This is a genomic window from Niastella populi, from assembly GCF_002078015.1.
Classification (GTDB): Bacteria; Bacteroidota; Bacteroidia; order Chitinophagales; family Chitinophagaceae; genus Niastella; species Niastella populi.
In genome coordinates this window covers 209,610-227,827 of the sequence record NZ_LWBP01000254.1, presented here as the reverse complement: position 1 = coordinate 227,827, position 18,218 = coordinate 209,610, and the positions used below count along the sequence as shown (strand labels likewise).

The 18,218-nt window shown below is 44.0% G+C and carries 15 protein-coding genes; 4 read left to right on the top strand and 11 right to left on the bottom strand.

Annotated elements, in window-relative coordinates; genetic code table 11:
* Positions 1 to 33 precede the first annotated feature (33 nt).
* The 3 genes from fabG to lptB all read right to left on the bottom strand — a co-directional run bounded on the left by fabG (position 34) and on the right by lptB (position 3,384).
* On the bottom strand, positions 34 to 789 hold the full coding sequence (gene fabG / locus A4R26_RS33740; protein ID WP_081171510.1) for a 3-oxoacyl-[acyl-carrier-protein] reductase: 756 nt from the start codon (positions 787 to 789) through the stop codon (positions 34 to 36).
* Between the two features lie 137 nt (positions 790 to 926).
* The gene (locus A4R26_RS33735; protein ID WP_081171656.1) at positions 927 to 2,429 is read right to left on the bottom strand and encodes a GH3 auxin-responsive promoter family protein; all 1,503 of its coding nucleotides are present in this window, start codon (positions 2,427 to 2,429) and stop codon (positions 927 to 929) included.
* A gap of 169 nt (positions 2,430 to 2,598) precedes the next feature.
* On the bottom strand, positions 2,599 to 3,384 hold the full coding sequence (gene lptB / locus A4R26_RS33730) for an LPS export ABC transporter ATP-binding protein (protein ID WP_081171508.1): 786 nt from the start codon (positions 3,382 to 3,384) through the stop codon (positions 2,599 to 2,601).
* A gap of 274 nt (positions 3,385 to 3,658) precedes the next feature.
* On the opposite strand from lptB, the gene A4R26_RS33725 reads away from it, so the two are divergent.
* The gene (locus A4R26_RS33725; protein WP_081171506.1) at positions 3,659 to 4,612 is read left to right on the top strand and encodes a methylenetetrahydrofolate reductase; all 954 of its coding nucleotides are present in this window, start codon (positions 3,659 to 3,661) and stop codon (positions 4,610 to 4,612) included.
* An 89-nt stretch (positions 4,613 to 4,701) separates the two neighbouring features.
* Positions 4,702 to 6,249, top strand: coding sequence for a glycosyltransferase family protein (locus A4R26_RS33720; protein WP_081171504.1), 1,548 nt, complete (start codon positions 4,702 to 4,704; stop codon positions 6,247 to 6,249).
* Between the two features lie 62 nt (positions 6,250 to 6,311).
* Here the strand turns inward: A4R26_RS33720 and A4R26_RS33715 are convergent, their stop codons facing one another.
* The 3 genes from A4R26_RS33715 to A4R26_RS33705 form a co-directional block, all read right to left on the bottom strand.
* Positions 6,312 to 7,007 (bottom strand): porin family protein, encoded by a 696-nt coding sequence (locus tag A4R26_RS33715; RefSeq protein ID WP_081171503.1) that lies wholly within the window; start codon positions 7,005 to 7,007, stop codon positions 6,312 to 6,314.
* Between the two features lie 69 nt (positions 7,008 to 7,076).
* Positions 7,077 to 9,023 carry a peptidylprolyl isomerase gene (locus tag A4R26_RS33710; protein WP_081171502.1) on the bottom strand — a complete coding sequence of 649 codons (1,947 nt, stop codon included), beginning with the start codon at positions 9,021 to 9,023 and terminating at the stop codon, positions 7,077 to 7,079.
* An 8-nt stretch (positions 9,024 to 9,031) separates the two neighbouring features.
* Positions 9,032 to 10,468 (bottom strand): redoxin domain-containing protein, encoded by a 1,437-nt coding sequence (locus A4R26_RS33705; protein WP_081171500.1) that lies wholly within the window; start codon positions 10,466 to 10,468, stop codon positions 9,032 to 9,034.
* A 165-nt stretch (positions 10,469 to 10,633) separates the two neighbouring features.
* Here A4R26_RS33705 and A4R26_RS33700 point away from each other — a divergent pair, with 165 nt between their 5' ends.
* Positions 10,634 to 11,893 carry a pyridoxal phosphate-dependent aminotransferase gene (locus A4R26_RS33700; protein ID WP_081171499.1) on the top strand — a complete coding sequence of 420 codons (1,260 nt, stop codon included), beginning with the start codon at positions 10,634 to 10,636 and terminating at the stop codon, positions 11,891 to 11,893.
* Positions 11,894 to 11,997: 104 nt separating this feature from the next.
* Here the strand turns inward: A4R26_RS33700 and A4R26_RS33695 are convergent, their stop codons facing one another.
* On the bottom strand, positions 11,998 to 12,246 hold the full coding sequence (locus A4R26_RS33695) for a hypothetical protein (protein WP_133054863.1): 249 nt from the start codon (positions 12,244 to 12,246) through the stop codon (positions 11,998 to 12,000).
* Positions 12,247 to 12,517: 271 nt separating this feature from the next.
* On the opposite strand from A4R26_RS33695, the gene A4R26_RS33690 reads away from it, so the two are divergent.
* Entirely contained in the window at positions 12,518 to 13,576 is a 1,059-nt protein-coding gene (locus A4R26_RS33690) for a glycosyltransferase (protein ID WP_133054862.1), read from the top strand.
* 91 nt (positions 13,577 to 13,667) lie between these two features.
* Here the strand turns inward: A4R26_RS33690 and A4R26_RS33685 are convergent, their stop codons facing one another.
* The 4 genes from A4R26_RS33685 to A4R26_RS33670 form a co-directional block, all read right to left on the bottom strand.
* Complete coding sequence (locus A4R26_RS33685) at positions 13,668 to 14,159, bottom strand: SixA phosphatase family protein (protein WP_081171495.1); 492 nt, start codon at positions 14,157 to 14,159, stop codon at positions 13,668 to 13,670.
* A 213-nt stretch (positions 14,160 to 14,372) separates the two neighbouring features.
* Complete coding sequence (locus tag A4R26_RS33680) at positions 14,373 to 15,008, bottom strand: response regulator (protein ID WP_081171493.1); 636 nt, start codon at positions 15,006 to 15,008, stop codon at positions 14,373 to 14,375.
* 247 nt (positions 15,009 to 15,255) lie between these two features.
* Positions 15,256 to 17,103: an amidophosphoribosyltransferase gene (locus A4R26_RS33675; protein WP_081171491.1), complete on the bottom strand. Its 1,848-nt coding sequence runs from the start codon at positions 17,101 to 17,103 to the stop codon at positions 15,256 to 15,258.
* 465 nt (positions 17,104 to 17,568) lie between these two features.
* Positions 17,569 to 18,210 (bottom strand): response regulator, encoded by a 642-nt coding sequence (locus A4R26_RS33670; protein ID WP_081171489.1) that lies wholly within the window; start codon positions 18,208 to 18,210, stop codon positions 17,569 to 17,571.
* Positions 18,211 to 18,218: the final 8 nt, after the last annotated feature.

Here is an 18,218-nt window from a genome sequence, read left to right as displayed (position 1 = left end):
AGGCTGTCTTTAACGGCAACAATGAAAACGGTATTAAATATTTAACCCGCCGCAGGCGCTTATTACCTGTCCGGTAATATAAGAACTCATGTCTGAAGCCAGGAACAGGGTAGTGTTCGCGATTTCCTCCCCACTGCCAAAGCGGCCTAAAGGAATTTTATCGAGAAATGCTTTTGCACCATCACCATCTTTCAGGTAGTGTGTCATATCGGTTTCAACAAAACCGGGTGCAATGGCATTGCAACGTACATTACGGCTGCCCAGTTCATGCGCTACCGATTTGGTAAAGCCAATGATACCGGCTTTGCTGGCGGCATAGCTGCTTTGTCCGGCATTACCACGAATACCAACGATCGAACTCATATTTACTATGGAGCCTTTTTTTGCTTTCATCATGGGGCGAATAACCTGTTTGGTCATATTATAAACGCTCTTCAGGTTTATATCCATTACATCGTCCCATTGTTCGGGAGTAAGGCGCAGTAATAAGTTATCTTTTGAAATACCTGCATTGTTCACACATACATCTACCGTTCCGAATTCTTTTACTACATCATTTACAAACGTTTCACATTCGGCAAAATTACCGGCATTACTTTTATACGCTTTGGATTTTACGCCCAGTGCTTTTATTTTTTGCTCCAGCTGAGCGGCCTTTTCGGCACTGCTGTCGCTAACATAGCTGAAAGCTACATGTGCGCCATGTTCAGCCAGTTTAAAGGCAATAGCTTCACCAATGCCACGGGCTGCACCGGTAACAATAGCAACTTTTCCTTCTAATAATTTCATAGTATCGTATTTGGGTGAGCAAAAGTACAGGAAAGAAGTCGGAAATAAGAAGCCAAAGGCCGGAAGTACGGGACGTGGGGTCGAAGTGGGGTGTCGGAAACCGGATGCCGGAAGTAAGAAGCCTCTTACTTCAGTCTTCAGAGCGCAAGTATTTCTTCAATATACTTTCTGTCATTGCTCAGGCGGGGCACTTTATGTTGTCCGCCCAGCTTTCCTTTACTTTTTAACCAGCTGGTGAAAATGCCTTTGGAGAGGGACCTTACCAATGGCTGGCGCAGGGCAATATCTTTATGCCGTTTGGCTTCGTAATCGCTGTTGACGCTTTTGAGGGCGGTATCCAGTTCCTGTGCAAAATGGTTGAGGTCGGTTGGTTCTTTTTCAAACTCTATCAGCCACTCATGACCGCCGTTACCGCTATCGCTGAAGTATACCGGGGCGGCGGTATAATCATTTACTATGGCGCCTGTTTTTTCACTGGCAACGGCTATGGCGCGGTCGCTGTTATCAACGATCACTTCTTCGCCGAAGGCATTGATAAAGTGTTTTACCCTTCCGCTCACTTTTATCTTAAATGGGTTCAGCGATGTGAACTGAACGGTGTCGCCTAATAAATAACGCCATAAACCACCGTTGGTGCTTACCACCATGGCATAGTTCTTTCCCAATTCAACATCCTGCAAACCGATGGTATCGGGATGTTTCTTTCCATATTCTTCCAGTGGCATGAACTCCATAAAAATGCCGTGATCGGTGAACAACAGCATACCTTCCTCACCCGGTCGGTCCTGGGCAGCAAAAAAGCCTTCGCTGGCATTATACATTTCGAGGTAATGTATAGGTTTGCCTATGAGTTTTTCGAACTGTTCTTTATAAGGCGTAAACGAAACGCCGCCATGCATATACAATTCCAGGTGTGGCCATACTTCGGCCATCGTGCTTTTGCCGGTAAGTTCCAGTATACGCCGGAACAGTACCAACGTCCAGGTAGGAACGCCTGAAATAGAAGTGACGTTTTCTTTTATGGTGCTGTTCGCCAGCATCTCGATCTTGCTTTCCCATTCATCCATAAGGGCGATGCTCAGATCGGGCACCCGCAGCCAGTGCCCCCAGAAAGGAGAGTTCTGCAACAATACTGCGCTCAGGTCGCCATATTGCGCATCGGCATTCAACGGGTTTATATTATGACTTCCGCCAATTACCAGGCCCTTGCCTGTCAACAGGTCCGAATCGGGATTGAACTGATAATATAATGTCAATACATCCTTGGCTGCCTTATAATGACAATCTTCAAGGCTTTCATCGGTAACCGGTATGAACTTGCTTTTATCGCTGGTTGTACCGCTGCTTTTGGCAAACCAGTAAACCGGTGTATTCCACAACAGGTTCTGCTCGCCCTTCATTATACGTTGAATGTATGGCTGCAGGTCTTCATATTCATGAATGGGAACCGTTTGCTTGAAGGTCTTTACATTGAAAAGCCCCGAGAAATTATATTTGCGGCCAAACTCTGTATACTGGGCAGATGTTACCAGATCCTGCAATACCTCACGCTGGGCGTCGGCAGGATTATTTTTCCAACCCTCTATGCGCCACAAACGCATACGGGCCAATGATGATATGGCAGGCGATAATAGCTTCACAATAATTTCACTATCGGCAAAATAAAGAATTTGAAGGGAATAAATATCAGAATGCAACAGGTAAGCCCATATATACCGTGAAACCACCGATATATTGCCTTATTTGTTAATAACTGATTGAAGAATTATCTTTTAAAACATTTGCTCAATCAGCCATTCCAATTGCCGGTTACTTATTTGAAGAAACTTCAATTCCCCTGAGCGCTTCTTCGTGTAAGTAATCTTTACGCTTTAATTCAAAATTGCGACCAAGGTATAAACGGCGCACCTGCTCGTTTTCGGCCAGCTCTTCAGCCGTACCATGTTGAAATATTTTCCCATCGATGAGCAAATAAGCACGGTCGCAAATAGAAAGCGTTTCGTTTACGTTGTGGTCGGTGATCAAAATACCGATATTCTTATACTTTAACCGGGCAACCACCGCCTGAATATCTTCCACGGCAATAGGATCTACCCCGGCAAAAGGTTCATCGAGTAATATAAACTTGGGGTCAACCGCCAGCGCACGGGCAATTTCGGTTCTTCGCCTTTCGCCACCGCTGAGGGAATCGCCATTGTTCTTGCGCACATGGTGCAGGCGGAACTCATCGAGCAGGCTTTCCAGTTTGGCTTTTTGCTGGGCTTTGGTAAGTTTCGTCATTTCCAGTACCGCCTTGATATTATCTTCCACACTTAGTTTCCGAAATACCGAAGCTTCCTGGGGCAGGTAGCCAATACCCATTTGAGCCCGTTTGTACATTGGTAGTTTGGTGATCTCCTCCTGATCGAGGAATACCTTGCCTTCGTCGGGTTTTATAAGCCCCACCACCATGTAGAACGTAGTGGTTTTACCGGCTCCGTTGGGACCCAGCAAACCCACGATCTCACCTTGCTTTACGTTTACCGAAACATGATTTACCACGGTACGGTTACGGTAAATTTTTACCAGTTCCTGTGTATTAATCTCGCTGATCAATTGTAATTAAGGTTTCGGCAAAAATACCAGAACTAATTCAAATAGAAGGCCATTGACACGGTAATTTAACAGCTATTTGCCATCCCGATTTCCTGCCTTATGTTTGCAGGCCGGTTGAAGGCTGAAAATGAGCATTTTTGCTAAAATGCTTGTTTTCAATGAAACAGAATTTGTTTTATTTCTCATAACTAATAAAGGATACTTGCAAGGGGCACCGGTGTTCTGTTAAAAACCTAAATATTGGTGAGGCCTTTGAAAAACTGTTACTATTTACATGAAAGTCATCGATCACATTCGTCAGGCAACTGGTTCGCTTATTTCCTTTGAAATATTGCCCCCGTTAAAAGGTAAAACCATCAATTCGATCTACGAACACCTCGACCCATTGATGGAGTTCAAGCCTTCTTTTATCAATGTTACCTATCATCGCAGCGAACATGTTTTCAAAAAGAAAGCCGACAGCACCTTTGAGAAGGTGGAAGTGCGTAAACGCCCCGGCACTGTTGGTATTTGCGCTGCCCTGATGAACCATTACCGGGTTGATGCCGTTCCTCACCTGATCTGCGGTGGTTTTACTAAACGTGAAACCGAAGACGCCCTTATTGACCTTAATTTTATCGGTGTTGACAATGTGCTTGTATTGCGCGGCGATGCGGCCAAGAACGAAACGGTATTTGAACCGGAACCAGGCGGAAACGCTTATGCGTTCGATCTGCTGAAACAGGTAGTAAACCTGAACAATGGGATCTACCTTGAAGAAGATATCCGCGATGGCTTCAAAACCGACTTTTGCATTGGTGTAGCCGGTTACCCCGAAAAACACTTTGAAGCGCCCAACCTGCAAACCGACCTGGCCTTCCTGAAAGCCAAGGTTGCGGCAGGCGCCGATTATATAGTAACGCAAATGTTCTTCGACAACCAGAAGTATTTCGATTTTGTGAAAAAGTGCCGCGATAATGATATCAATATCCCCATCATTCCGGGCCTGAAACCCATTACCAGCAAAAAGCAACTGTCGGTTATCCCCCGCACATTCCATGTTGATATTCCCGACGACCTCAGCAACGAGATCATGAATTGCAAATCGGATGCTGATGTGGAAAGAGTAGGTACCGAATGGCTGTTGCTGCAGTCAAAAGAATTGAAAAAGGCCGGCGCACCCGTGCTGCATTATTACACACTTGGCAAGCCAAAAGTGATCTATAATGTAGTTAAGCAAATTGTGTAACTGAATATTTCATTATACCCGGGGTTTAGCCAGCCATACAGCTTGCTAAACCCCCTTTTTTTTACCAATCTTTCTTAAACCCTTATAACATGCGCAGTCATGCAGGCTTTAATAAACTGATCGCCGGCCTGTTTGTCATTGGCGCCATAGGTGGGTTATACTTTCAGTTCGCTTCCCATAAGTTCCTTAATAATGATACGCTTGCATACATAAATATAGCAGAGCGATATGCCGCCGGCGACTGGCCACATGCCATCAACGGCTACTGGTCGCCCATGTACTCATGGCTTTTATGTATTTGCCATTTAACAGGGTTGCCGTTATTGCAAAGCTGTTATGTAATAAATTTTATTGCGGCCGCATTAAACTTATACGTAATAAGCGCATTGGCGCGCCGATATTTAACTCACCGGATGTTTTACGGTGCATTTGGTTTGTATGCGCTGCTGATCCTGCTTCACTCCGCCATGTCGACGTTAACGCCCGATCTGTTGGCGGCGTTCTTTTGTTTCTGGTTCTTATATCTGGTAACCGATAAAGATTTTGCATTCAATAACCGGCTTCCCTGGCTGGCTGGCATTGCTGCGGCATGTGCTTACTTTGCAAAGTCATATAATTTTTTGCCCCTGAACATGGCCCTGGCAACATGGCTCCTTGCCGCATTAATTAAGAAAAAGGCAGCCGGCAAAAAACAGCCTTTACCTTTAATTAAAACATACGGCATTTTTCTATTCCTTTCCCTGTTGTGGATAGGCGCGCTGAGTATTCATGAAAACAAGCTTACATTTTCTACCGCCGGCCGGTTCAACCATAATCTGGTTGGACCCTATTACAGGAATGCTTTTCCTACAAATACCCAATTACTGGCTCCCCCTTTTGAAGAAGCATATAGCATACATACCAACCCGGCCAGTTTATTGAACGACTATGACTGGAGCCCATTCAATGATACCCGCAGCTTTCATCACCAGCTTCTTTTAATTATAAATTCCATCCGCGGTTTAATTATCATTCCCGATGGCACCGGCGCCAAATGGCTTGTACTGCTGGCATCGCTGTTGTTGATTTTCATTAACAGGAAAAAGATCCACACCAACACAGCCTCCGGTATTCACAAAGTTGTCTTTTTCTGTTTATGTTACCCTTTGCTATACCTGCCGCTTTTTGTTATCGATCGCTATATTTTGGTTTATATAGTGCTTTTTCATCTGCTGCTGTTTTTCATTGCACAGACGGCTGGCGTTTTTATCAATAAAAAAATATTTGTACCAGCGGTGGCCATTATAATAGCATTCAGTATTGTTCCTTTTGTAAGGGCCGCACAACGAAAGCTGACACATAGCACTGCGGAATATGCGTATTATAGCAACTTCTATCGGCGCCTGCCGCAATTTTCGTTTCTGCAAAACCAGGCAATTGCAAGCGACCGTTATTCAATGGTAGAAGCGACCCAACTTTGTTATTATTTTAATTGCAGGTATTACTGTACCTCTACCGACTACCAATATCAATCTCTCAAAAAGTTCAAGATCCGTTTTCTTATCGCCAAAAATGACCTGTCATCATTTTCCTTTTTACATGAAAGGGGAAAAATATTGCTTGAAAAAGAAACCGTGTATGTTTACGAGATCCGGTGAAGCGGGCAAAAAAAAACCCGTGCCGGTTGAACCTGCACGGGTTATACTGATAATGAGTTCACTTATAATTTGAAGCCAACAGATAAGCTCAATACCCGGTGCTTGTTATTATTGTCTTCTGAACTATTTGTGCCTGACTGCAACTTGGCCAAACCATAGCCGTAATTAAGTGCTATCATTCCATCTCTGATCAGAAAACCGGCCGTGGCATTTATACCGTAATCGAACCTTTTCATAACGCCCAACCCGGTTCCTTCTTCGTCATTGAACGTTGAAGGATCGTCATTGCTGAATTCGATCTTGTCTTTACTGCTGTACGAAACACCCAGCGTTCTTCCTTCTATCTTACGTTTACCGCCAACGCCTATGGCCGCATATGGGCCTGCGCCTACAAAAAAGGTCGACTCTTTTGATACAGGTAGTTTAAGGGCCACATTTACCGGTATCTCTATGTAATAAGGATTTACGGTTGCCTTGAAATAATTGAGATCGCCTGAATTGCCGCGTTGGATCTTCGACCCCTTACCGGTGAACTGGATGCCGGGCTGAATGGCCAGAATTTTTGCAAAGGAAATATCGCCCATTATGCCAACGTGAAAACTGGCCAACAGGTTGGCATCATCCACTTCACCATCGCTATTATAAGAAACATTGGCAAGGTTTACGCCGCCTTTTAACCAGGCTGATCCCTTCTGAGCAAATGAGGTTACACTAATACTACTGAAAATGAACAAATAAACGAAGCGCTTTGCGATCATACATGTTGTTTTACAGGGTGATTAGGAATTTTGCCTCGCTATGACCTGAATAGTTGCGTCAGGTTTAAATTATCTGGGCAGGCTTTTTACAACCGCTTCATTAATTTTTACCGGGTACTTCTTTTTAAGATCGGCTATCCATTTCTCTTCCAGGAACACCTGATAATCGTTGATCACAAAACCACGTGCATCGGCAAAACCGCGTACTTCGCGATTGGGATATAATTTAACTATGTATGCAAATACGACGCTGTTATCCGATTCATTCTTTACGTTGGCGGTGATCAGGCCTTCGGTAAAATTGGTTCTGTCAACAACCGGAATCTGGCTCAATTCAAAACGCCCCGAATCGCCCTGCAGCAGCCCGCCGCTCTGATCCATGTATTTTTTCCAGTCTTTATAGTTCTCTTTCATTTTTTCACGGAAGCCATCTGCTGCCTGTGCCTGGGATGCGGTGAGAATGATTGCATCGGCACTGCTTTCCCACTGGTATTTATCTTTATGGCTATTATAATACTTTTTCAAACCGTCGGTATCTACAGAGGCGGGGTCCCAGATATTACGCTGCATGATCTCGAACAACAGATTGCCTTCCCTGAACTCATTTAACTGATAGGCAAACTCTTTATTGTATTCTTCAAGGTGCTGGCGATAATAGTCGAATGCACTTACTTCAATGAAATCCTCCAGCAGTTGCTGATGACCTTTGTTTTGCCGTATGCTTTCTAAACCATGTAACGTTTCGAGGTATGTATTGAAGTCCTTAACGGTTACCGTTTTTTTGGCAAATGACAGCAGCGGGGTTTTTGCTGTTACATCTGTGAATACCGGGAAGCTTTTGCCTTGTAAAACACTATCTATAATTACAAACAGGTGTTTTTCATTTACCGCGTGTTTTTTGAACCCGGTTAGCTGTAATATTTTTTTGTACAACATTTTTTGCGATACCTCCATCCTGTCGCTTTGTGTTATGCGCAGTCTGAAATCTTCATTCAGTTGCGCACTGGCGGTATCGGCTACAAACGGTTTATGCTGTAAGCGCTTTATGATATGGTAACCATAGCTGGTGAGCACCGGCGCGCTTATATCACCGTCCTTTTTAAGGGCGAAGGCTGCATTTTCAAACGCAAGATCATATTGCCCAACGCCAAACTCCATCATTTCACCGCCAGCCTGCCACGACAAATTATCATTGCTGAACTGCGTTACCAGCGCTTTAAAATCGCTGCCTTTGGTCAAAACATTATAAATTGAATCGGCTTTTTTCTTAACTTCTTTCTGCTGTTCTTCGCTTGCCCCGGGCGGGAATGACAGTAAGATCTGGGCTGCCTTCATTCTTCCCAACGCTTCTCTTTCGCCCACATTGCGGAAAATATGAAAACCTGCCTTGCTGCGAACAGGCGCTGAATATTTGCCAACCGGTGTTGCATAAACTGCGTTTTCCAATTCATAAGGCAGCACCAATGCAGTGATATACCCTATTTCGCCTTTGTTTACCGACACGGTTGGGTCTTCTGAATATTCCATTGCCACTTTTCCAAAATCCTGTCCTTTTTGCAACTGGTTCCAGGCCGCATCGATCTTCTCCTTCGCTTTTTTTACATCTTCAACTGTTGCATCAGATTTGGCCGCTACGAAAATATGGGCAATGTGAATGTCTTTTTTACTGCGGGCAATAGCTTCATACACCAGTTGGTTCAGGCTGCTTTCATCCCGCACGTAGCTATCCATGATCTGGTTACGAAAGCTCTGCAATTCTGCCTGCTGAGTAGCCAGTGTGTCAAGCCTTTTATCAAGCGCTGCCTGTACTTTCAGTTTGAACCGGATATATAACTCAAGGTAATCCCTGTACGCTTTTTCACCGGGTTTGCTTTCCGCATTATTCTTATTGTACGCTTTTAAGAATTCGTTCTTTGTAACAGATTTGCCACCGTAAGTAAATAATACCTGGGCGTTTCCTGTGGCAGTCATGAAGATCAATAATGAAGCAACCGCCGCTTTACTGATAACAGTCATAGTACTGGTTAGATTTTTTTATTTTTAAGTTTAAGGTCTATCACTTCGTCTAATTGCAGGTAGGTAAGTTTTTTTGCTATGATGCGTTTATCCTTATCTAACAAATACAGAATTGGTGTCTGGTATACATCATATAGCTGGCGATAGTTGGGTTTACCGGCCGCTTCTTCCTGTTTTTGTTGTGAAGGTAGCTGGTATGCATGTATCCAGCCGCTTAATTTATTGTCGTTGATGAACTTCTTCCAAAGGTCTTTGCCGCCATCTACCATTACCCCATAAACTGTAACGCCTTCATTTTTCCATTTGGCTTTAAAGATCGAATCTACTTTAGGAACGGTTTCTTTACAATGGCTGCAGGTGGGGTCCCAGAAACAGATAACGGTAAATTCACTTTCAATGTCGTACAAAGAAGCCGGTTTATCGAGGGTATCTACCAGGTCGAGCTGCGCCGCAGGCTGGCCTATTAAATTAGCCATCAGGCTATAGGCGCGCTTGAACATAAAGTCTTTGTACTTTTCGGTAAAGAAGTCGGCCTGGCCGGTATTGATGTATTTCTCGAACAGGTGAACGAATACCGCATCCTGCCCCATGTACTCAGGGTTCACATACTTCTGCACAAAATGCACCAGCAGGAACTTAAACATTTCCTGGTTGCTTCTTGAATACAACAGCATATGATCAACTTCCTGTTTTATTGAATCGGGGTTGGGCACCACCAGTTCTTTATAATATTTTTCCATTTTGGCTTCAAAGAAAGGTGTTCTTACCAGGCGACCATCGCTGAACGATACGCCATCCCAGTAATGTGATTTGTAAAAACGGTAAGCATACAGCGAATCGTATTTACCACCGGGATGTTTTGCGGCCGGGGGTATTACCGGTTCTTTCATTGCCTGGAACAGCGCGGTTAAAAATGTATTTGGGTTCTTCGCTATCATGCTGTCGCGGTACAACTGCATTCTGTCGGTAAGCTGTTTTAACCTTATTCTCAGCTTTGCTGAATCCTTTTCATTTTTTGCCGCTTTGAAACTTTCGTTGGTCCTGTTGATCTCACCACCTATCTGGTTGGTGAACCGGGTATATAAGTGAAAAAGCAAATTATCCTGCGAACCTGTAAAGGTTACATTATTGGGCAGACTGGCCGAATCGGCCGCTATAGAGAATTTCTGTTGTTTATCGATCAGTACTTCAAAAAGGATCTCTTTGCGGGGTGAAACCACGAAATAAATACCACCGGGCAACGGTTCCTTACCGGCAAATACCCCTTTGCCATTGGCATCGAGCAATGCCGAATCGGCAAGGGCTTTCATTTTACCGTAGTAATAACCCAGATAAACATAGGTATTCTTATAAGGTTTTAGCGTAATGGGAATATTATAACCCGTTTGTGCCTTAGCTAACACACAGCTTATCAACAGCATAGCCAGCGGTAAACATCTTTTCATAGTATTGCAATAACAGAAAAATACCTGAATTATTGAAAATAAAAACGGTTAAGTTGTTAATTCCTTGCAAAGGTAACAGGATATACATGTTAACATGGCCGAAAAGTTACATGTAAAAAGCAGACAAGGCTACAAGGTCTTATTTTTGCGCTATAATTTATACAGATGAAACTTAGCCATCTTGCAGAAACATTAATTGGATCGGAAATCGTAAAACTGGGCGGAGAAATTCGTGATAAGATCCGTGGGGGAGAGCGAATATACAATTTTACTGTGGGTGATTTTGACCCGGTCATTTTCCCTATTCCGAAAGAACTAGAAGAAGAGATCATAACGGCCTACCGGAACCACTTTACCAATTACCCTGCCGGAGACGGAAACCTCGATTTGCGTGAGGCCCTCGTTCACTTCCTGAAAGAACGGGAACAGCTCGATTATAAAGCTTCCGAAATTCTGGTGGCTTCCGGCGGACGGCCGCTTATTTATTCGTTATACCGCGCTGTTTGCGATAAAGAAGATAAAGTGATCTATGCAGTTCCTTCGTGGAACAATAACCATTATACGCATTTTATTGGCGCTGAACACGTAGTGATAGAGGCCAGGGCTGAGAACAACTTTATGCCTGTTGCCAAAGACATTAAGCCGCATTTAAAAGGCGCTACGTTACTGGCGTTGTGCTCGCCCCAAAACCCTACGGGCACCACCTTCACCAAACACGACCTGGAAGCGATCTGCGATATGGTACTGGAAGAGAACAACAGCCGGGGCGACAATGAAAAGAAATTATACGTGATGTACGATCAAATGTACTGGCAGCTTACGTATGGCGATATTGAACACTATAACCCCGTATCGCTTAGGCCAGCCATGAAGTCGTATACCATTTTTATCGATGCCATCAGTAAATGTTTTGCCGCCACCGGGGTACGTGTAGGCTGGGCATTTGGTCCGCAGGTTATTCGCGATAAAATGAATGCCATTTTGAGCCACCTCGGCGCCTGGGCGCCCATGGCTGAACAAAAAGCCTGCGCCCGCTTCCTGCTCAATAATGCGGCAATCGATTCATACCTGAATGAGTTCAAAGCAGAAGTTGAAGTGCGGCTGCGCGATATTTATAATGGTTTGCAGCAATTAAAAAGCGAAGGTTTTTCCGTTGACGCCATTGCACCGCAGGCCGCCATTTATCTTACCATTAAAATAGACCTGGCAGGTAAAAAAACAGCCAACGGCCACGTATTGAAACAACAAAGCGATGTAACCGCCTATTTGCTGAACGAAGCTAAACTGGCTGTTGTTCCGTTTTACGCGTTTGGGGCCGACAGGTCGTCGCCGTGGTACCGCTTAAGCGTTGGCACCTGTAAGAAGGAAGAGATCGCTGAAATGATAGGCCAGCTCAGAAATGCACTGAAGAAATTGACAATATAATAATGTGATAATGAGATAGTGTGATAATGAGATAATGAAAAAAGCGAGCCCTCCGTCATGATTCCGGAGGGCTCGCTTAATTATGTAATGCTGAAATATGCTGATCAGTTCTTGTTGCAGATAAACATAAAAGGTTTCAGGGTTTCCCTTTCAATGACCTTCTGTAATTGTGATTTCTTTTTCAGGATCCGATACTTCTGAATATCGAACACCTCGTGTGCTATACAAAAGCTTTCCAGTGTCTCAAAATTCACCAGCAGCTTATTCAATTGCTGAAGCTCATGCTGCATAGCCTCCTTGTTTGTATAGGCATCCTTTACCAGGACAAGCAAATCACGATTAGAGTTTTTCATTGTCTGCATCGACTTTAATAACCTACAAATCCCCTGTTTAAACCACAGCCGCATTTTTTGGATGAACCGCCGCCAGCGATTCCTCTACCTGAACTGCAACTGGCAAAAACCAGGCTAACAATTAATAAAACGATCACGGGATAACTTACTTTCTTCATATACTTGGTTCTTACTAAATTAAACTATTTTACGAACAAATTAGTATTTGATATTGCCCGAAAGCAACAAATTTAACACTGCACCGGAAAAGCCCGTCGTATTACTATCGCCGTTGGATTGGGGATTAGGTCATACCACCCGTTGTATTCCCATCATCAACGAATTATTACATCAGGGCTGCAACGTTATTATAGCCTGTAATTCAACGCAAAAAGCGTTACTCATCAGGGAGTTCCCCCAGCTTGTTTACGTGCATTTGACAGGGTATGATTTGAACTACGGAAAAAAGAGGTGGGGTACAATAGTCCGGATCTTCCTCCAGATACCAAAAATATTGATCAAAATCAATAACGAAAATACCTGGTTAAATATTTTCCTGAAGTCGCAAATGGTTAATCTCGTCATTTCCGATAACCGGTTTGGCCTGTATGCGCCAGGTGTGCCTTCTGTTTTCATAACCCATCAGCTATATATAAGAACCGGGTTGGGCAGCCTGGCAAACCGCCTGGTTCAATGGATGAACTACCGCCGTATTAAAAAATTTTCCACTTGCTGGGTGCCCGATCAACAGGGAGCAGGATCGCTGGCCGGGGAATTGTCGAACCCCGCGAAACTGCCGGCAATCCCTATCCAGTATATAGGCGGCATCAGCCGGTTCAACAGCTGCAAATTGCCGGTACATAACATCGATGTGCTTATCATTCTTTCGGGCCCCGAACCGCAGCGCAGCATTTTTGAAAAGCTGGTATTGGGTGAATTGAAATTGCTGCGGGGAAAACTTGTGCTCGTGCGGGGATTGCCCGAAGAAAGCAGCGATGTAAAGGAAGAGAATAACTGCACCATTTATAACCACGCACCTGCCGGTTTGCTAAACCAACTGATTTGCGATTCGGCGTTTGTAGTAAGCCGCCCGGGCTATACAACCGTTATGGACCTGATGAAGCTCGGAAAAAAAAGTATCCTGGTGGCTACACCGGGCCAGGCAGAACAGGAGTACCTGGCGAAACACCTGCACAAACAACAACTGGCCTATACAGCTCGGCAAGCGCGGTTCTCACTTACAAAAGCGCTGGCTGCAGCAAAAGCTTTTTCTTACCGGCAGCCGGCATTGGTGATGGATGATTATAAGGAAGTACTTCGATCGATGGTTGAAAAGATAAAGAGGGGTTGAGGTAACGTCGATGCGGCACTATTTTCAATAGTGCACTTGCTGCAAATACGTGGGGTCTTTAACCGTTCCCCGGCGCCAGACCATCCCGGTCCTATTTCGCCTTTGGATAATCAAAAAACCAGTATTGTTTATCTGCATCTTTAAACTCCGACCAGTTTTTGATCTCAGCTTTAACGGCAAAGATGGCGCAGGTAGGCATATAGTCTATCCGCACATCGGTAAGTTCGTTGGCAAATTCTGTAATACCGGGGTTGTGGGCAAAAACCGCGATGGTCTTAGCCGATGCAGGCGCCTTCGCAATGGCTTCGTAAAAGGCATCCGGACCAGCCAGGTACAGCTCGGGCGTTAAAATGATCTGTTCTTTGTCGCCATCGAATTCTTTGATAAAAAGGGCGGCTGTTTTGCGGGCTCTTTTGGCTGAGCTCGAGATGAACGCATCGATTGAAACATGCCGTTCAATCAACCGTTTGGCCATTTTGGGTGCATCATCTTTGCCCCGGTCATTCAAAGGCCGGTCAAAATCACTTTCACCAATGTTATCCCAACTGCTTTTTGCGTGCCTTATAATTAATACTGACTTCATAAAATAATAATAGGGGGATTAATCCCCCTAAAAATAATGAGTTCGATCAAAGGAATCAGAAATTTTAACAGGCCTGTTATTAAAATTGGTTCCCCATAGGAAGCTAAACGGTCGGCAAGTGCATTTGCCGCAAATACTTTGCCAAACGCACCCGCCTCCGGGGGAAAATACGTTTTATTTAGATGTATTATGTACTTATATGGTAGAGGAGAATTACAGTCCGCTAGAGTTGATATAGTTAATAAGGGAAGCAGTGTTCTTCACCTTTAATTTCTTCAGAATATTGTGGCGGTGTACTTCCACTGTTTTTATAGAGATGGCCAGCTTATCGGCTATTTCTTTCGACGACAATCCATTCCTGATAAGGTTGATCACCTCTATTTCGCGTTCAGAAAGCTGGTTCAGCCCGTCACCGCCTTCATCTTCATTCATCATTTGTTCAGAAAGGATGTTTTTCACTTCCTGGCAGATGTAAACATTACCGGCAGTTACCTGATGAATGGCATCAAGCATTTCTTTACGGGGAGAATTCTTGGTAACGTAGCCACGGGCGCCGAGGCGCAGCATTTTTTTGGCATACGCCGGCTGTGAGTGCATCGATACGGCTATAACTTTTGAACCGGGCGATAACTTACGGATCATTTTCAATATATCGAACCCATTCAATGGCGACATATTGATATCAAGCAGTACAATGTTGGGCCGTTTATCCCTGGCAATTTCAATGGCGCGCTGACCGTCCCCTAATTCCGCAATAACTTCCAGCTCTTCGTTCCTGCCTAAGAGGTACGACCAGGTTTCGCGGATCAGGGTGTGATCATCAACAATCATGATGGTAATTTTACTCATACTAATTTTTTTTCAGTAGTGTTTGAATGAGCTTGTTATCTGCACAACGGCACGCAAAACAACCAAAGGTTGTTCATAGACCTTTTGTACAACTACTAATGGATGAGCTTATACCGTTGTTTTCCTTGGGGTATAGAAGAAGTTACATATATTCCCGTACCTGATATTAAGCATTTTTTTTGATATATGCAAACTTCATTTTAAAAATGCATTAATAATGAAGTAGTATTCAACATGATAGGCAAATTTAATACCCTCTCACATTTTTACCCTCCATATAGTTGATAAATGCTTTATTTACCACCCGGTTGCCGCCAGGGGTCGGGTAATTACCGGTAAAGTACCAGTCGCCTGTATTGGTTGGACACGACTTGTGAAGGGACTCTATTGTCTGAAAGATCACCTGAACCGGCAAATTAAGGCCTTTAGGTGTAATTAATTCAGCAATTTTATCAGAGATCTGTTCGGTTGTGAATGGTTTATAAACGTTCTGAACCACGTTTTCCGTATGTAACTGACCCAATCGTTGCAATTCTTTGCACTTTTCGTACAGCTCCTTCAGGCAATCTTCTTTGCCGGTCTCTTTCATCAATTCAATCGCCGCTCTGAATGCAACAAAATCTCCCAGTTTGCTCATGTCTATGCCATAGCAATCGGGATATCTGATCTGTGGTGCTGAAGATACAATAATAATCTTCTTTGGCTCCAGCCTGGCCAGCATACGTACGATGCTTTCTTTCAGGGTTGTGCCCCGTACTATAGAGTCGTCGATCACCACCAGGGTATCAACTCCTTTTTCCACCGTTCCGTAAGTTATATCATATACGTGTTGCACCATTTCATTACGGCTTACATCTTCCGTAATGAACGTACGCATCTTAACGTCTTTGATCGCGATCTTTTCAACCCTTATCTTACGGTTGATCATTTCGCTCAGCTTATCTTCTGAAATATCCCTGCCCCACGATAATATGCGTTGAATTTTAACCTGCTTCAAATAATCGTCGAGGCCCTTCCATAACCCGTAAAAAGCAACTTCGGCTGTATTAGGTATAAAAGAAAAGATCGTATTCTTAAGATCGTGATCGATGGCATTTAAGATCTGCGGGCTCAAATTATAACCGAGGGCATTCCGCTCGCGGTAGATCTTTTCATCGCTGCCCCTTGAGAAATAAATGCGTTCGAAGCTACAGGCCTTGCGTTCTTTAGGCTCTGTTATTTTATCGATGGTTATTTCGCCATTGCCTTTTACGATCAATCCCATGCCGGGCATCAGTTCCTTCACTTCATTTTCGCCAACATTGAATACGGTACGGATGGCCGACCGCTCTGAAGCGGCTACAATAACATCTTCGCTTATATAATAATAAGCGGGGCGAATGCCATGCGCATCGCGGAAAATGAATGAATCGCCATTACCCAGTAAACCACCAACGGTAAAACCGCCGTCAAAAAGCGGAACGGCTTTGCGCAAAGCGCTCAGTACATCCATTTCACCGGGCGACTGCTCGTCGCCTTTTACTACAAAGTGATGAATGACCTCCATCATAGCAGCCAGGTCGCTTTGCTTTTGAAATTCGCCGGGCTCAATATTGATGAGATCGAACAACTCATCGGTATTAACGAGGTTGAAGTTGCCCGCCAATGCCATATTACGTGCCGGAATGGTGTGGCGTTTTATAAACGGATGACAAAACTCTACATTGTTCTTTCCCTGTGTGCCATAACGCAGGTGCCCCAACAACAATTCACCGAGATATGAAATATGCCCTTTCATTAGTCCGGGATGTTTCATTACATCGGGCTGGTATTTTTCCAGCTCTTTCACTTCCTGGTTTATTTGTCTGAAAACATCTGCAATTGGCTGGTGGGCGCTGCTGCGGATCCGCTGCAGGAAGGGATAACCGGGTTCAACGTTCAGCTTCACCGATGCTACACCCGCACCATCCTGGCCGCGGTTGTGTTGCTTTTCCATGAGCAGGTACAGCTTGTTAAGGCCCCACATTACTGTACCGTATTGCTGCAAATAGTAGGAGAACGGCTTTCTTAAACGGATGAATGCTAGTCCGCATTCATGCTTTATTGCATCACTCATGAATTACTCCCGATTATAAAAAGAAAGCGCAAAGTTACAAGGAATAAATGAGAAGAAGAAACAATGGAATGTTAAGGCGGGAAAATGAAAAAACCCCCAGTCTTCATAGGTATGGGGGTTGTTCCTCATCAGGACATTGGATCAATATCTGCGCCGGTTTGTTTTTTAATTTAAACAGGCATTGGACGGTTCAGCTTTTCTTTAGGATTTGGATCTTGGACGTTGGATTTTAATTGTTTTACTATAGATATTGGTAGCGCTAAATTGATGATTTTTCTGAAAGAAATCATAAAAAATTCAATGTCTTTTGAACACTTAATGAATTTTTTCAGCCAAAAATAAAGGTTTACCCTTAGGCCGGTGTTGCATGTCCCCCAAACAGTTATGGAATATCCCTGTAAACTTTACAAATAAATACCTGTTGTAGAATATATACTACAAGATTTCGATTACCAGTGCCCCCATTTACATACTGGTAGCCACATTATTTATAAAGTTTACGAGCGATGCCGAATTTTTGAGCTTTAATTTCTTCAGAATATTATGCCGGTGCACTTCTACCGTTTTCAGCGAAATATTCAAACTCATTGCAATCTCTTTCGACGACTGCCCTTCCTTTATCAGGTTTATGATCTGAATTTCACGTTCGGTGAGTGCATTTACATTCGGCACATCCTTATTTTCTTCGAGTACCAGCTCGGAGATATTATTCTTTATTTCATCGCAAATGTATTTGTTGCCGCCGTGCACTTCCATAATGGCCGTTATCATCTCTTCCTTGGAGGAGTTTTTGGTAACATAACCACGGGCGCCTATCTGCAACATCTTTTTGGCGTAGGCCGGTTGCGAGTGCATGCTGATGCCAATGATGCGGGAAGCAGGCGATACCTTTCTGATTTTTTCAGTGGCCTCAAAACCCGAAATGGGCAGCATGTTTATGTCCATGAGCACGATCTGGGGCTTTTTGCTTTTGGCCATTTCCACAGCCTGTTCCGAGTCGCCGCATTCAGCAACCACAGTGAAACGAGGATCGTTATTGAGTATAAAACTCCAGGTTTCCCGTATCAATTTGTGGTCGTCTGCAATTAATACACTAATTTTTTCCATAATCAATA

What these genes read in the sequence shown, in the direction of transcription:
- A4R26_RS33705 (WP_081171500.1), bottom strand. Translation starts at nt 10,468, where the DNA reads ATGAAAAGATGTTTACCGCTGGCTATGCTGTTGATAAGCTGTGTGTTA.
- A4R26_RS33720 (WP_081171504.1), top strand. Translation starts at nt 4,702, where the DNA reads ATGCGCAGTCATGCAGGCTTTAATAAACTGATCGCCGGCCTGTTTGTC.
- A4R26_RS33715 (WP_081171503.1), bottom strand. Translation starts at nt 7,007, where the DNA reads ATGATCGCAAAGCGCTTCGTTTATTTGTTCATTTTCAGTAGTATTAGT.
- A4R26_RS33670 (WP_081171489.1), bottom strand. Translation starts at nt 18,210, where the DNA reads ATGGAAAAAATTAGTGTATTAATTGCAGACGACCACAAATTGATACGG.
- A4R26_RS33695 (WP_133054863.1), bottom strand. Translation starts at nt 12,246, where the DNA reads ATGAAAAACTCTAATCGTGATTTGCTTGTCCTGGTAAAGGATGCCTAT.
- A4R26_RS33685 (WP_081171495.1), bottom strand. Translation starts at nt 14,159, where the DNA reads ATGAAGTCAGTATTAATTATAAGGCACGCAAAAAGCAGTTGGGATAAC.
- A4R26_RS33700 (WP_081171499.1), top strand. Translation starts at nt 10,634, where the DNA reads ATGAAACTTAGCCATCTTGCAGAAACATTAATTGGATCGGAAATCGTA.
- A4R26_RS33710 (WP_081171502.1), bottom strand. Translation starts at nt 9,023, where the DNA reads ATGACTGTTATCAGTAAAGCGGCGGTTGCTTCATTATTGATCTTCATG.
- fabG (WP_081171510.1), bottom strand. Translation starts at nt 789, where the DNA reads ATGAAATTATTAGAAGGAAAAGTTGCTATTGTTACCGGTGCAGCCCGT.
- A4R26_RS33725 (WP_081171506.1), top strand. Translation starts at nt 3,659, where the DNA reads ATGAAAGTCATCGATCACATTCGTCAGGCAACTGGTTCGCTTATTTCC.
- A4R26_RS33675 (WP_081171491.1), bottom strand. Translation starts at nt 17,103, where the DNA reads ATGAGTGATGCAATAAAGCATGAATGCGGACTAGCATTCATCCGTTTA.
- A4R26_RS33680 (WP_081171493.1), bottom strand. Translation starts at nt 15,008, where the DNA reads ATGAGTAAAATTACCATCATGATTGTTGATGATCACACCCTGATCCGC.